General features: G+C 39.5%; 12 protein-coding genes. 6 read left to right on the forward strand and 6 right to left on the reverse strand.

What is annotated here, in order from left to right; genetic code table 11:
- Positions 1–20: 20 nt before the first annotated feature.
- Together IPI99_06840 and IPI99_06845 are read right to left on the reverse strand one after the other, a co-directional pair.
- Positions 21–965, reverse strand: a complete 945-nt coding sequence (locus IPI99_06840) for a nitronate monooxygenase (GenBank protein ID MBK7340228.1) — start codon at positions 963–965, stop codon at positions 21–23.
- A gap of 15 nt (positions 966–980) precedes the next feature.
- Positions 981–1,976, reverse strand: a complete 996-nt coding sequence (locus IPI99_06845) for a ketoacyl-ACP synthase III (GenBank protein MBK7340229.1) — start codon at positions 1,974–1,976, stop codon at positions 981–983.
- 192 nt (positions 1,977–2,168) lie between these two features.
- Between IPI99_06845 and IPI99_06850 the strand changes: the two genes are divergently transcribed.
- The 3 genes from IPI99_06850 (at position 2,169) to IPI99_06860 (ending at position 8,278) form a co-directional block, all read left to right on the forward strand.
- On the forward strand, positions 2,169–3,077 hold the full coding sequence (locus IPI99_06850; protein ID MBK7340230.1) for a thioredoxin family protein: 909 nt from the start codon (positions 2,169–2,171) through the stop codon (positions 3,075–3,077).
- Positions 3,078–3,117: 40 nt separating this feature from the next.
- Entirely contained in the window at positions 3,118–4,386 is a 1,269-nt protein-coding gene (locus IPI99_06855; protein ID MBK7340231.1) for an imidazolonepropionase, read from the forward strand.
- Positions 4,387–4,687: 301 nt separating this feature from the next.
- Complete coding sequence (locus IPI99_06860) at positions 4,688–8,278, forward strand: gliding motility-associated C-terminal domain-containing protein (GenBank protein MBK7340232.1); 3,591 nt, start codon at positions 4,688–4,690, stop codon at positions 8,276–8,278.
- Between the two features lie 79 nt (positions 8,279–8,357).
- On the opposite strand, the gene IPI99_06865 is transcribed toward IPI99_06860, so the two are convergent.
- The gene (locus tag IPI99_06865) at positions 8,358–9,095 is read right to left on the reverse strand and encodes a phosphatase PAP2 family protein (GenBank protein MBK7340233.1); all 738 of its coding nucleotides are present in this window, start codon (positions 9,093–9,095) and stop codon (positions 8,358–8,360) included.
- A 15-nt stretch (positions 9,096–9,110) separates the two neighbouring features.
- Complete coding sequence (locus IPI99_06870) at positions 9,111–10,301, reverse strand: gliding motility-associated C-terminal domain-containing protein (protein ID MBK7340234.1); 1,191 nt, start codon at positions 10,299–10,301, stop codon at positions 9,111–9,113.
- A gap of 111 nt (positions 10,302–10,412) precedes the next feature.
- Between IPI99_06870 and tatC the strand changes: the two genes are divergently transcribed.
- Positions 10,413–11,231: a twin-arginine translocase subunit TatC gene (gene tatC, locus IPI99_06875; GenBank protein MBK7340235.1), complete on the forward strand. Its 819-nt coding sequence runs from the start codon at positions 10,413–10,415 to the stop codon at positions 11,229–11,231.
- Positions 11,232–11,236: 5 nt separating this feature from the next.
- Positions 11,237–11,665 (forward strand): hypothetical protein, encoded by a 429-nt coding sequence (locus tag IPI99_06880; protein MBK7340236.1) that lies wholly within the window; start codon positions 11,237–11,239, stop codon positions 11,663–11,665.
- 35 nt (positions 11,666–11,700) lie between these two features.
- Here the strand turns inward: IPI99_06880 and IPI99_06885 are convergent, their stop codons facing one another.
- Both IPI99_06885 and IPI99_06890 read right to left on the reverse strand, forming a co-directional pair.
- Positions 11,701–13,617: a type IIA DNA topoisomerase subunit B gene (locus tag IPI99_06885; protein ID MBK7340237.1), complete on the reverse strand. Its 1,917-nt coding sequence runs from the start codon at positions 13,615–13,617 to the stop codon at positions 11,701–11,703.
- 157 nt (positions 13,618–13,774) lie between these two features.
- Positions 13,775–14,848, reverse strand: a complete 1,074-nt coding sequence (locus IPI99_06890) for a branched-chain amino acid aminotransferase (protein ID MBK7340238.1) — start codon at positions 14,846–14,848, stop codon at positions 13,775–13,777.
- A gap of 178 nt (positions 14,849–15,026) precedes the next feature.
- On the opposite strand from IPI99_06890, the gene IPI99_06895 reads away from it, so the two are divergent.
- Positions 15,027–15,317, forward strand: a complete 291-nt coding sequence (locus IPI99_06895; protein ID MBK7340239.1) for a hypothetical protein — start codon at positions 15,027–15,029, stop codon at positions 15,315–15,317.
- Positions 15,318–15,391 lie beyond the last annotated feature (74 nt).

Below are 15,391 nucleotides of genomic sequence, written 5' to 3' on the forward strand. Positions count from 1 at the left end.
TGGAATGGAAATATTTAGGATTAAGAGCTCAAGAGTTCTGCAATGATTTCTTTGACAGGTCTTATGGCATGAACGCCTTCGATGCTAGGACCTGCGCACCACACATTTTGGTATGTCGCTTGAAAAGCTGAGCGTTTTAGTTTTTCCATTCCTTGCTTATAGATGATCATTTTCAGATATTTCTTCAACCATTTGTTCTTTGATACCAGACGTTCTATCCAATTTTGGTTCAGGCCTATTTCCCTGACATAAGGAGTATTGATTACACTACAAGGCACACCGCTAAGTTTGGTGGTCATCACGATATCCTTTGCACCGTATTCTACGCATGCTTGCTTATATTCTTGGTTTACAGGAGATTCAATTGAAGCAATAAATATGCTTCCAACAGAAACCCCACAGGCGCCGAGAGACAACATTTTATCAATGTGAGATCGGTTATATACTCCACCCGCTGAAATTATAGGGAGGTTTGGGAATGCTTTCACGAGGGCGGGTATAAATTGTTCGGGCGCTAATTGACCTGCATGTCCACCTGCAAGGTTTGTTACGGCTATTAGCGCGTCCGGTCCAAGAGCAGCTGCCTTCTTTGCGTATTCAAGATCGGATACATCGCAAAAAACTTTGATCCCAAGTGGCCGCGCTTTCTCTATAACGACTTTGGGACTGCCAAGGGAAGTGATGATAAAGGGAACTTTATAATCAAGGCATGCTTGAAGTTGATCTTTGAGTTTAATATTTGATTGATTGACGATCAGATTGATACCATAAGACTTAGCTGTTGCTGCGAGTTTATCTAAAGCGGATTTAAACTCTTCGATGGATCTATAATTGAGAGCTGGTATACAAGGGGCTATGCCGGCTTCGATTGCAGCCAAAGACATGGCGACGTTAGACACCAGAAACATGGGGGCCATGATCACCGGATGCTGTATTTTCAGTATCTCTTGTAGTTTGTGTGACATCAGTGCAGAGGTCCTTTATGAATTATAAGCCCAACGCAGGTAAGTAGATCCCCAGGTAAATCCACCTCCAAAAGCAGAGAGAACTATTTTATCTCCTTTTTTTAATTTAGGTTCCCATTCCCAAAGGCACAGAGGTAATGTTCCGGAAGTCGTGTTTCCATATTTTTCTATGTTGATCATTACTTTTTGCTTATCAAAATTAAGGGTTTCAGCGACGCCATTGATGATGCGAATGTTTGCTTGATGAGGTACCAGCCAATCGATTTCATCTGTTTTGAGAAAGTTTCTCTTACACACTTCCTGAATAGTGTCTACCATTCCATTGATGGCTGATTTAAATACAGCCTTGCCTTCCTGATAAACGTAGTGCTCTTTGTTTTGAATGGTCTCCAGCGAAGGTGGTTTGAGAGATCCGCCTGCTTTCATATGTAGATATTCTCTACCGGAACCATCTCCATGGAAAACGCTGTCGATGATACCGAAAGCTTCTTCTGCCTGTTCCAGGAGGACTGCTCCTCCTCCATCGCCGAATATGATGCAAGTTGCGCGATCCTCATAGTCGATGATGGATGACATCACATCCATACCGATTACGATGACTTTTTTGTGAGTCCCTGCTTCTATGAATTTTGCACCTGTTGTTAGCCCGAATAGAAAACCTGAACAGGCTGCGTTGATATCAAATGCAAAAGCGTTTTTGATTCCGGCTTTGTGACAAATGGTGTTGGCAGTGTCCGGAAAGACCATGTCACCGGTGATTGTACAGCAGATGACCAGCTCGATATCTTGAGGGGAGGTATTCGTTTTTTGAAGCAGCTTTTCCACCATGATTTTACCCATGTCCGAGGCAGCCTTTCCCGTCCCTTTGATGAGTCTTCTCTCTTTTATCCCTGTCCTGCTGGTAATCCACTCATCGTTGGTGTTCACCATCTTTTCCAATTCTGCATTAGTCAATACATACTCTGGTACATATCCTTGGATTCCCTTTATTGCTGCGAGTTGTCTGGCCATAAGGTGTGAGGCATTTGCCATCAAAGATACGCCCCACATCGGATTCTTTAAAAAAGAATTTAAAAATATTAAATATTTTTATAAAGTATAATGATATGATATACAAAATAAAACATATTTTAAATAATATAATATAATAGAAAATTTAATTTTTGGTACAAGTTTTGGACAATTTAGTTCAAACTGAAAATAATGAAATACTCAGCCGTTCAACTCATTCGAAAATCCTTCCAAATAGCGATACTCACTTCAGTATTATCGACGGTATTACGAGCTGATTCTACCATCTTTTTTGAAGGTAGTTTTGAAGCAGCACAGCTCCAAGCCAAAGCTAGCAATAAGATCTTGTTGTTGGATTTTACTGCCAAATGGTGTTTGCCTTGCAGATGGATGGAGAAGACTGTTTACAATGAAGAGTCATTCCATGGATTTGCAAAACAAAATCTGATCATATTGAAAGTGGATGTAGATGATCTCGATGGGATTACTCTTAAATTAATCTATGACGTGAGTTTGTTGCCTACAACCATATTATTGGACCCTCAAGGACAGAACTTGGGCCGTAAAGAAGAATCAATGACCCTCGAGGTATTGACAGGATGGATAAAAAATGAAATGTCAAATAGACAAATTGTGCCTTTTATCGAAGAAGAAACTAAAGCCGAAGTTCAAATACCGGAAAAGAATAAGGAGCCTGTAGACCAAATCAAACCGCAGGACGAAATGGAAGCAAAATTGATAGCAAATGCCAATGGACAGAATTACACGACGTCAAACCTTGACTCAGAAGAAATGGAGAAGCCAATCCATGAACAGATAGTGGAGGACATGATTTCTGATACTGAAGAATTTGTATTCGTTCGTGGCGCTTTCTACATCGAAGCCGGACTATATGCTACTATGGATGAAGCAGTTCAGATGGCCGAAAAATGGGACCTAAAATTCAAGCAGAATAGTGAAATTGAACAGGATTTTGATGAGCAGGGAAACCCTCAATACAAGGTGAGTATGGGTTCTTTTGAAACGGAGGAAGAGGCGCAACTTTTTATCAGTTATCTGAAAGATTCTGAAATTACTGCAAAAATTAAACGAAGAGATTGATCCGTAAGCTGAACTTTCCGGGCGCAAATTCAATCCGATAATGCTCACACTTATAAAAAATATCAAAAAAGCGTATGGTGCTCACGAGGCACCATTGGCTTTTTTAAAAGGAAAAAAGATGGCTGAGCTTCCTGTATTGGAAGATGCCTACATCTACATTCAATCCGGTAGGATTGCCGAGGTTGGTTTGATGAAAGATCTCAGGATGCTTCCTGACATTTCGCATATCATTGATGCCAGCAGGCGTATAGTGATCCCCGGATATGTTGACTGTCACACTCATCTTGTATTTGGTACCTGGCGAAATGAAGAGTTTGTCGATAAAATAAAAGGTCTGAGCTATCAAGAAATAGCAGCCCGTGGAGGAGGTATACTCCAGTCTGCTGCCCGATTGGGAGCAATGAGCGAAGATCAGCTTTATGAATTGGCCAAATCCAGATTACAACAATGCATTCGCAATGGTACAGTGGGTATCGAAATCAAATCAGGTTATGGCTTAAGTCTTGAATCCGAACTCAAAATAATGAGAGTGATCAAAAGATTGAAGCTAGATTCATCCATTCCGATACGATCTACTTTCCTCGGGGCCCATGCGTACCCTGAAGCTTATAAACAAGATCATCGCACTTATCTCGCTTTGCTGACAGAGCGCATTATGCCCATTATCCAGGAGGAAGAACTTGCTGATTATTGTGATGTCTTTTGTGAGGACAAGTTTTTTTCGGTTGAAGAAACTGATTTGATTCTGGAGCAAGCTACCAAGTATGGTATGAAGCCACGAATTCACACCAATCAGTTCACTCATAGTGGTGGTATAGGGCTTGCGATCAGGCGGAATGCACTGTCTGTAGATCATTTAGAGGTATTGAATGACGAAGAGTTGAATATGTTGTCTGAGTCTAATACTATTCCTGTAGTGTTACCGATTGCGGCGCATTTTATGAATCTCGAGATGCCACCGGCTCGAAATATGATCGATAAAGGTCTTGGAGTAGCAATAGCTACGGATTTTAACCCGGGAACTGCTCCCTCATGTGACATGAATCAAGCTTTCTCTTTATCCTGTATAAAAATGAGATTGTTGCCTGAAGAAGCGCTTTCAGGACTTACAATCAATGCCGCATATGCACTGGAATGGTCTGACCAACTGGGAAGTATCACACCCGGCAAACATGCTTCTTTTTTGATTTCCAAGCCTGATGTTGATTTATCTTACATTCCTTACAGTATGAGTCCGGATTGGATAGACCAAATTTACCTTTCAGAAAAGGGATCTCAGGTAGTTAATATTAATCAAATTATGAATTAACTTGCAACCGAATACAATGAAACTACCTTGATAGCGTTTGAAAATCAATCGGATTCCTGTTTCATATTATAAGTTATTCTCATATCTTTGGGGCTGCTTTTCGGGAAAATGCTTTGAAGACATATCGTTTTTTACTCAATCGGTTTTACGGATGAAGAATTTTATTGTATTGTGTATAATGTTAGCGGGTGCGCCGCTATTATCACAAACTGACTCATGTTTGATATTGGATATTGAAACCAAAAGTGTCACAAAAGGCGGTGAAATATGTATAGCCGTAAGAGTGAAAAATTTTGTCAATATGCAATCGCTACAATTTTCTATTGGATATGATCCAACTGTAGTAAGCTTGGAGAGAGTTCAAAATGTGTACACCAATCTTGTAAATCTAGATCCTGGTTTGATAAGAAATGATACCTTAAAAAAAGCTTTAATTTTCTTATGGGATGATATAAATGCAAAAGGTCAATCTGTTCCTGATGGAACAACCTTGTTTGAACTATGCTTCCAAGCAGTTGGCAAACCCGGTGAATGCACGAGCTTGTTTTTATCGAACTTCCCTGCAAGCATTGAAGCAATTCAAAAGCAGGGTAGTAATGATGTGGAAATGTGTGTAAGGCAAGAAGATCCGACTCGTGTGATAAAAATCCAGGTTCCTTCAGACATGTGCGCTCTGGTTGATGTGTGTGGTTCAACGAACAATACCGGAATTATTTCTCTTAGTTCTTGGGGAGGGACTGCTCCCTATATAGTTGATTTTAGTGGCCCACCTATGCGCAAAGACACCATTAAAGTTGCCGGTGATCCATTAAAATACACCAATCTTCCATCGGGCAATTATACATTACACGTAACGGATATAAATGGCCTGGATACTATCATTAATGTGACGGTGCCTATTGCTCCAACCATAGTGATTACAAATGACACAATATCTTTTAACCAGACACGAAATCCCACTTGCTGGAATACTCAGGATGGACGTATTGGTGTGAGGGTAAGTGGTGGTATTGGACCCCTATTGGTTGGATGGAAACCGGTAAACATATACGGTGTGTCTACCATTAGAAATCTTGGCATTGGGAATTATACTCTCTGTGTTCAGGATAGTTTGGGTTGTACTGTTACTCAGGATTTTACGCTTCAAAAAGATTCCATCAAAGTTGATCTTGTCGTAGAAAATGATGAAAGCTGTCGCTTGAATGATGGGGCAGTCAGCGTGCGAGCTTCAGGAGGTGATCCATTCCCGGGTTCCGGAAACAGATACAATTTTTCATGGGACAAGAACACCTCGGCCAACTGCGCAATGGATACTGCATGCAGAAATTCAGCATTGCCAGCAGGTAGGCAGTTTGTCATAGTAGAAGATAAACTGAAATGTAAATCTATCGTATGGTTTGATATCGTGAGCGCTGCAAACTCCTTAATGGATTCAGCCATTGTGGTTGATGTCAGTTGTTTTGGAGGCAATGACGGGTCTTTTCAGGCATATGCCACATCTCGAGGTGGCCTCAAACTGCCAATCAATTTTACATTGTACGATAACCTGACAGGTACTATTATACCGGGAGGCAATGCAAATCAGGCAGATTATACCAGTCCGAACTTAAGAGCAGGAACGTATCGATTAGAACTAAGGGACAGTTCTAATTGTACAATCTATGATACTATAAAAGTACTAGAACCCCCACCACTCCAAATACAAGATGATAGTATTGATTTGGAAGTCAGCTGTGTACCGGGCAACGATGGATATTTGTCTGTAAACGGAGTTGGAGGAACTGCCGGTTATAAATATTTTTGGGATTATAATGGTAATACCAACAATTCTATATCTGCTTTGCCTCCTGGGACTTACAATGTTACCGTTTCGGATGCTAATTTATGTACTGCAACAAAGTCTTTCCTTATTACCACGCCGATGATGCCAGTGATTACCGGATTTAATAATGTTGATGTGTCTTGTCCAAACGCGAAGGATGGTTGTGTGGAAGTTTTATATACCAACGGCTCTGTACCTGTGAATCTGTTTAGTTGGAGCCCAACAGGTTTTATGTCGAAGATTTGTAATTTGGGTACAGGTGTTTATTCTGTAACTATCACGGATAGCAACGGGTGTTCGGACACTGCCTCCACGAGATTGATTTCAACTTCAGCCGGAATTATTCTGGATTCCGTGACAATACGACCTCCTACCTGTCCTGGAAGTAAAGATGGAGTAATCATTGTATTTCCAAGTGGAGGACAAACCCCTTATAATTATAACTGGAGTAATGGTGCCAGAAGTCAGGTGAATTCAAATTTGGGAGCAGGAAATTATATCCTTTTCCTTGAAGATAACGGCCCATGTCCCGCTATCATAGACACCTTTATGATTACAGATCCTCCACATATCAATATTCAAGTCAGTGGTACCAGTGACCCAAGTTGTTTTGAACAACAGACCTGTGATGGAAGGGCTATAGTCAATGCTACCGGCATACATCCAAACTACACTGTGGTCTGGTCCTCAGGAGAAAAATCCTTCTCCAACGTGGACACAGCGCGCATGTTGTGTGCAGGCGATCAGTACGTGATCGTGTCGAATGGTCAATGCAGTGATACTTTGGACTTTAAAATGAACGCTCCACCTGAGATTAAACTAGATGCGACCAAAGTCAGTATAGTTCCACCAAGTTGTTACGGATACTCAGATGGAACCGCGACTATTGGTGCTACAGGTGGTGTCGGAACCCTGACTTATGTTTGGGCAGATTCCAGACGAGGACCCACAGTAAATGGACTGAAGGAAGGCAGCTATTACTTTACAGTAATCGATCAAAACGGGTGTATGCATGTCGATTCAGTACGGTTAAGACAACCTGACTCCATTCGAGTAGATGTCATCGCCGGAGCTTCGAAGGATATCAGTTGCTTTGGCGCCAAGGATGGTAAAATAGTAACTATTTGGAACGGAGGAAATGGTGGAAATGGTAGTTTTCAATGGATTCCCAATGTAGGTAAAGATTCGATCTTGACAGATCTGGGAGGTGGCACATATAGGTTGATAGTCACTGATAAAAATAACTGCACAGGTGAAGCCAGTTATACAATAAAAGAACCATCTGAAATACAAGGTGTCTATCCTCAGATAGATGAACCAAAATGTGAAGGTGATAAAGTGGATTTTACAGTTTTACAGGCATTTGGTGGAAGTGGATCAAACTTCAGATTTACCATAAACGGTGGAGCGCCACATCCTTTAGCTGATCTTGTAGGCCTAGACCCGGGAACATACAGTATCAGGGTATATGATGCGAACAATTGTTTTACAGATACAACAATAGTTGTACCTGATCCTGTGAATGCTCTGTCAGTCAATTTCACCAAAGATCAGGAAACCATCCAATTGGGAGATAGTGTGAGATTAGATGGACAGGTCAACTCCAGCTCTTTGCTGGATACAATCATTTGGACTCCTGTGACTTATGTTAAGGACCCTCAGAGTTCAGTTAGTTTTGTGGACCCAAGTGTAACTACTAAGTATATCCTCACCGTCATCGATGAAAATGGATGTCTGGCAAGTGATGAAGTGCTGGTAATAGTAGAAAACAGAAGGGAATTTTTTGCGCCTAATGTGATCTCACCAAACGATGATGGAGTTAATGATGGATTTACGATATACACGGGCACAGGTGTCACCAAGGTAGAATACGTTGAGATTTTTGATCGCTGGGGAAATCAAGTGTATTACATTGAAAATCCGGATATCAGTTCAGGGACAGCAAATTTATGGAATGGCGAGGTACATGGCCAGAAAGTTAATCCGGGAGTTTTTGCTTATGTAGCTGGAGTCAAATTCAAGGATGGCTTCAAAATAGTCTATAGAGGAGATTTGACGATCGTACGATGAGATGGTAGAAAAGCGATCTTTGAAGATTGAGATTTGAGTTAATTTGCCTTATTGAACTATTTGTCTGGGATTTTAATAGTCAAAACATTTGCTCATTCCACCTATTTGGCTGCTTTTTCATTTTCTTCAGCAAGTAGAAAGACGTACGGTTGGTTAAAATCCCAATTCCGGCTCCTGCAACGACGTCAGTAAGCCAATGCTTCTCATGCCGAATTCGCAGAAATCCTACCGTTGTCGCAGCAGTATATACGCATATCCCTATCCATTTTGTATTGTGCCGAGTTTCCAAATAGACTAGGTCTGCTGTTGCAAATGCAAATGAAGTATGCCCTGAGGGAAAAGATTTGGAGTCGCTTTGGTCCGGACGTTGTCTGAGTTGGAGAGCCTTAATGGCATGAGTGACACCAACGCTTAAGCTTATAGTGCCTAATGTATAAATGAACCTTTGGTAGTATGGGTGGAGATAGTTTATGCCAACTCGATCAGGCAGTAAAAGCAATGTTGTGGGTGAATATTGTAAATAATCCTCAATGTGAAAATCGGTGTGGTTAGAGCCCTTCCATTGTTTATTTGTCAGAATATCTAGTTCTCGCACATTGCGACTAAAAAGCCAACTTGTGCCTAATCCCAAGGTCAAAGTAGGCGCAACAAAATCTAGACAAGAACGGCGATGAGCTGTGAAATGCAACTTGCTTTCTGATGCTGAGTCTATTTTTAGTTGTGAGAAGAGTAAATTGTCATTGAAAATAAAGGCAAATGTCAGGATTAAGGTAAAGCGTTGTAAGCTGTTGACATAATAATGGAAATTGGGAATCAAATCAGAAAGATTGTATCATCGCAAAAGAAAAAAAGAACCCTGCCTGGTATATTCTTTATTTTGACATTGGTAAGACACTCTGTAGAAGTAATTTCCAGGTTCAGCTATTTTCCCTTTCCAGTAACCATTCCATTGATCAGTAGCAGAGCTGAAAGATGCCATGATCCCACCGTTTTTGTTAATAATATCGAAGTATTCCAATTTCTCTACGAGGTAAAAATTGCTGATTCCAAATGTTTCATTGAGACCATCACCATTGGGGGTGAATGCTGTCGGCAACAGTAATTTATCACATTCAATTGCTGAAGGATCGACTACCCTTACCAATACGGTATCTGAAGTGACACAACCTTCGGAACTCACCATTCTTAGGCTATAAGTGGTGGTTTGTTGAGGTGTACCTGTGGTCGTCAAAGAACTGGGATCATCCAAGTCAATAATAGGTGTCCACTGTGTTGATCCCGGACAATTGTTTCCAGCCCTTAAGACAATAGGATCACCTTTCAATATTAGAGTATCGGGTGTAAAAATACGTTGATCGTCAACATAAAAATCCATTACCTCGTCAAAGTTCAAACCGTAATCTGCAAGCAGAAATTTATCGATTTTTCCAAAAGATGGACTCAATACGGTAGATTGGCAGGGCGATTGATTCCAACGGAGAGGCTGGCCGTTGTCTACGCGGATTTCCTCATTTGTTGTGGTTTGGTTAGCTAATCGGTTGTTGAGATAAAGCCTCCAAAGTCCTCCTGTCTTAGTCATACAAATCTGTTGCCAACAGCGGTTGAAATCAGCTTTAGCAGCTAAGCTGACAGTCTTTGAAAATCCCTCCCGAGCTGTGAAAATAAATACTGAATCAATACTTCTGTATGTAAAATCCAAGGATGTGTCCGCATTACATCGGGCTGATTTAGAGAGAAGGTCTAAGAATCCGGATGGATTGGAAAGTCTGACTGAAAAGCAAACACTATAGTCTTTTTTGAAAAAACTATCTACTATTTGAGGCCATGTAATTTGCTGCCCACTAATGGAAATTGCATCGCCTTCGATCCCACATAGACAATTCGGAGTAGAATTTGTGGTAAGTGCGATTCCGGAAGAGGAGCTAAGAGAACAGTTATCAAATTCAAAAATGAGCTGCCTTTGTCCCGGTAAGACAGATGCAAAACAGCCCAAAACAGCCATCACAAGCCAATTCTTCATCATACTGCAAAGTTAGTCTAAAATACTTACAATGACAGCAGCCTAAACACTGGAACTGAATGAACCAGTCTTATCGCCATGCGTTATACTTGCTTATTGTCTGGACTATCAAGCATGTTATCTCTTTTTTCCAAGGTCAGAAAGCCTAACGACCCAAATGAAGCGGCTGAAATGAGCTTCCTGGACCATTTTGATGCCCTGAGAAAGCATTTGTTTAGAATCGCATTGTACATTACCATAGGAACAGTGATCGTTTTTTTGCAGAAGAAGTTTGTGTTTGATTCTATTATTTTGGCACCACTCAACAAAGAGTTTATCACTTATCGTTTTTTCTGTGGATTATCCGAATTTACCTGCTTTGACCCGGGCAATATCAAAATTATCACAAGAGAGTTGAGCGAACAACTCACTGTCCACCTGAAAGTGAGTTTTTTCATAGGAATTATAATAACCTTTCCTTTTTGTCTGTACGAACTTTGGAAATTTATCAAACCTGGTTTATATCAAAAGGAAATAGATGCAACTACAGGTATCATTGCAGCTTGTACTTTACTTTTCATATCAGGTATTTTATTTGGATTTTATGTCATTGCTCCTTTTTCTGTAAGTTTTTTAGCATCTTATGATGTAAGTTCTCGGGTAGAAAATACTGCTACACTCACATCAATAGTAGACAATATGACAATGTTTACATTGTCCACAGGAGCAGTGTTTGAGTTGCCCGTTTTGGTTTATTTTCTTGCAAGGTTAGGTATAATGAGTGATCAGTTCATGAGAACATATCGAAGGCATGCAATTGTGGTTATTACGATTGTCGCGGCTATTATAACTCCGCCTGATGTATCTTCGATGATCATCGTGACTATCCCACTTTTATTCTTGTATGAAATGAGTATTTTCATAGCAAAGAAGTATTATCCCAAGGCTGAATGACCTTTATGAATCGACTTTCATCTTCTGCAACTATTATATTGGTCATTTTTGTCCCGGTTTTTTATTTTGTCTTTTTTGGTTCGTTTACTGCTAGCATGTGGCTTGTGGATTCTGAAGAGTTTGCTATGGGAACTGTTTGGTTTATTCGCATTGGATTGCTTGTCCTTTTTTTGTTGTTCCTTATCCTGATTTATTTTTATTGCATGAAACTCAAGAGGGTGGAGTATGATCAGGAAAATTTATATGTGACAAATTTTATTCAAACTATAAAAATTCCTTTTGCACAGGTAAAACAATTCTCTTCAAGACCGATAGGTAAATATCGAATGGTGAAAATAGAACTTTTACACTCCGGTTATTTTGGTCGGGTGATCAGGGTGTTTTCGGATGTGGATAAACTTCAATTATTTGAACAAATTACTACTCAATATTAATTTAGTGTCAGAATCCTCAATTTATTGATTTCGGATTAGACCGCAAGTTCTTCTTCCACTTCCTCTTCTATTTGATCTAGGATTTCTGCTTCATCTTCAGGTTTGAGCTGATCGATATTTGTGCGTAAACTTGAGATTATAAATTCTTGTCTTTCGGAAGTATTTTTTCCCATATAATATTCCAATATATTTTCGATATGGGAATTTTCTCCTAGTATGACCGGATCCAATTTGATATTTTCTCCAATAAATGTTCCAAACTCATCCGGAGATATTTCTCCAAGACCTTTGAATCTCGTAATTTCAGCTTTTCCTCGAAGTCTTTGAACAGCAGATTTTTTTTCTTTCTCGCTATAGCAATAAAAGGTCTGCTTTTTATCGCGCACTCTGAATAAAGGTGTATCCAAAATAAAGAGATGGCCATTGCGGACGAGTTCCGGAAAAAACTGTAGGAAAAATGTCAATAAAAGGAGTCTGATATGCATTCCATCTACATCTGCATCTGTGGCAATGATGACTTTATTGTATCTTAAATTTTCAATGCCGTCTTCTATATCGAGCGCATGTTGTAATAAATTTAGCTCTTCATTTTCATATACTATTTTTTTACTCATTCCGAAGCAGTTCAGAGGCTTTCCTCTCAAACTAAAAACTGCCTGGTTTTCGACATTGCGGGATTTAGTTATAGAACCGCTTGCAGAATCTCCTTCTGTGATGAAAAGCATCGTATTGTCTTTGATCTCAGGCTTAGCTTTCGAATCAGTGAGATGAATTCTGCAATCTCTGAGCTTTTTGTTGTGAAGATTTGCTTTTTTAGCGCGTTGGTTTGCAAGTTTTTTAATACCTGCTATTTCTTTTCTTTCGCGTTCGGATTGTAAAATTTTTGATTGCAGTTCTTTTGCCGTATCAGGATTTTGGTGTAAATAATTATCCAGTTCTTTGCATACAAAATCTACAATAAATGATCGAAGAGAAGATCCTTCAGGAGAAATAGTAGTAGATCCAAGTTTGGTTTTAGTTTGGGATTCAAATACCGGTTCTTCGATTCTTACTGAAATGGCACCAATGATGCTGGTATGCACATCTTTTGAATCGTAGTCTTTCTTGTAGAAATCACGAATTGTTTTAACAATGGCTTCTCGAAAATAATTCAAATGTGTTCCTCCTTGTGAAGTGAATTGACCATTGACAAAGCTATAATAATTTTCTCCATATTGAGTTCCGTGCGTGATCACTACTTCGATATCTTCGCCTTTGAGATGGATTATCGGATAATTGAGATGTTCGCCTTCCGTTTTTTTGTCTAACATGTCTTTTAATCCATTGCGGGACAAATAAGTTTTACCATTAAAATGGATTTTTAGCCCGGCATTCAGGTAGGCATAATGCCAGATTCGGCTTTCAACATACTCCTGGAAAAATTTGAATTTTTGGAAAATTTTTGAATCCGGTTTAAAGCATATCGTTGTGCCATTTGTCTCATTCGTTTTTTTAAGACGATGGTCATTTGTTAAATTACCATATTCGAATTCCGCGGATTTTTCTTGACCGTCTCGTACTGAACTCACTTTAAAGTATTCGGATAATGCATTTACTGCTTTGGTACCAACACCATTGAGACCAACAGATTTTTTGAATGCTTTGCTATCATATTTTCCACCTGTATTGATTTGAGAAACACAATCGATGACTTTACCCAATGGTATGCCGCGACCGTAATCTCTTACTGTAACTGTACCGTCTTTAATTTCAATATCGACATCTTTCCCATAGCCCATTACGTACTCATCAATGCTATTGTCAATCACTTCTTTGAGTAAAATGTAAATACCATCATCAATAGTACTGCCATCTCCAAGTTTTCCGATATACATACCTGGCCGAAGACGAATGTGCTCTTTCCAGTCTAGGGATCGGATATTGGCTTCAGTATATTGATGATTTTGGCTCATGAGCTTTGAGTAAAATGATTAAGGCAAAGATAACGTATTATAAAAATAGTTAATATAAAATATTAAAACGGTATAGATGATTGCTATTTCAATTGGCAGAAAAGTAAATGGTAATGCTTTTTACAGGAACTTAAGCCCAGACTAAAGTTTTTAAAGGTTAGACTAAAGCTGGCAATTTGATCGGGCTGATCCAATGGTGCTTGTCAGTAATTCTGCCTTTACGTATTTGGTTGATCAGATGCTTCATATGAGTAGATACTTTGTTTGTGTTGAGATCTAAGACCAGATCCCTTCCGTTGTATCCGATTTTGGCAACTTGAGCCACTACTGCGGCTGTCCCTGAACCAAATACCTCTTTAAGCTTACCTGAATCATAGGCTTTTTCGATTTCTTCCATACTTACAGGACGCTCCTCTACTCGGTAACCTTCATCTTTGAGTAAAGTAATGATAGAATCACGAGTGATGCCTTTTAAAATTGTTCCGCTTAGATTTGGAGTCAGGATCAGGTCATCTAGTACAAAAAATATGTTCATGGTACCTACTTCCTGAATATACTTGAATTCCTTGGCATCCATCCACATCACTTGATCGTAGCCTTTTTCTTTTGCTATTTTGGCAGGGTAGAGACTGGCGCCATAGTTTCCGGCTGCTTTTGCTTCACCCACTCCGCCTTCAGCCGCACGCACAAAATGCTCTTCTACCAACAATCCTATGGGTTTATTGTAATAAGGTCCTGAAGGAAGGCACATAATCATCATTTTGAAAGTATCTGAAGACCTGACACCTACAAATTCATCTGTAGCCATCATCACAGGTCTGATATACAGTGCACTTTCTGCTTCTTGAGGAATCCAAGCTTTGTCGAGATAAACGAGCTGTTCTAAAGCTTCAATAAAAATATCTTCAGGAAACTCAGGCATACACATTCTTCTTGCAGAAGCATTGAGTCTATGAAGGTGGTCTTGAGGTCTGTATAACAGGGGCACTCCTTCGTCACTGATACCTGCCTTCATCCCCTCAAATATAGCCTGACCGTAATGCCATGCCATGGTCGCCGGATGTAGAGGAATTCTTTCTAATGGGCGAATTTCAAAATTTTTCCATTGTACACCATCATAATCCGCAACAAACATGTGATCAGAAAATACTTTGCCGAATGGAATGTTTGAAAAATCCAATTCCCCGATTCTCGAATGTGTTGTCTGTCTGACGGTTATTGTACTGTGCATCTGGGTATAGTTTGGTACAAAGTTAAATTTTTATCATTCAATAATGGAATAAAATTCCATTATTCGCTCTCCCGAGCTTGTTTCAAAGGAGTTAACAAGAGAAACTTTTATGTGTTGAGTTAGTTTAAATGTAAATTGTGTTTCGATATGAATCAGTGTCTGAATCTCAAAATGGAATATGAAAAAATTTGACCGGAATCATGAAGCTTATGTTATGGACTTACGATCAGCTGTGGTATTTATTCCAGATGATCGACATTGCTTTTTCTTCAGGGAAGAATCTTATCATAGGCCTGAAGACAAAGAGTTGTATCATAAAATTATTGATGCCTTGAAGTTTGAATCTGATGATCAATTTAGGATTGAGGTATTACCTGCTGACCATTTTATTCATATTCAATGGGAAGGAAAACAAAATCTAATGTTCGTTTTGTGTTTTTCGGCATTCGTCCTTCTGAAATACACTTGAATGGATTTGACAAGAAACACCATATTTATTATTTAAATGATTTCTCTTTGATGTTTGCTGATGAAGCTTCCTTC

The sequence above is a fragment of the Saprospiraceae bacterium genome (assembly GCA_016710235.1).
GTDB lineage: Bacteria > Bacteroidota > Bacteroidia > Chitinophagales > Saprospiraceae > Vicinibacter.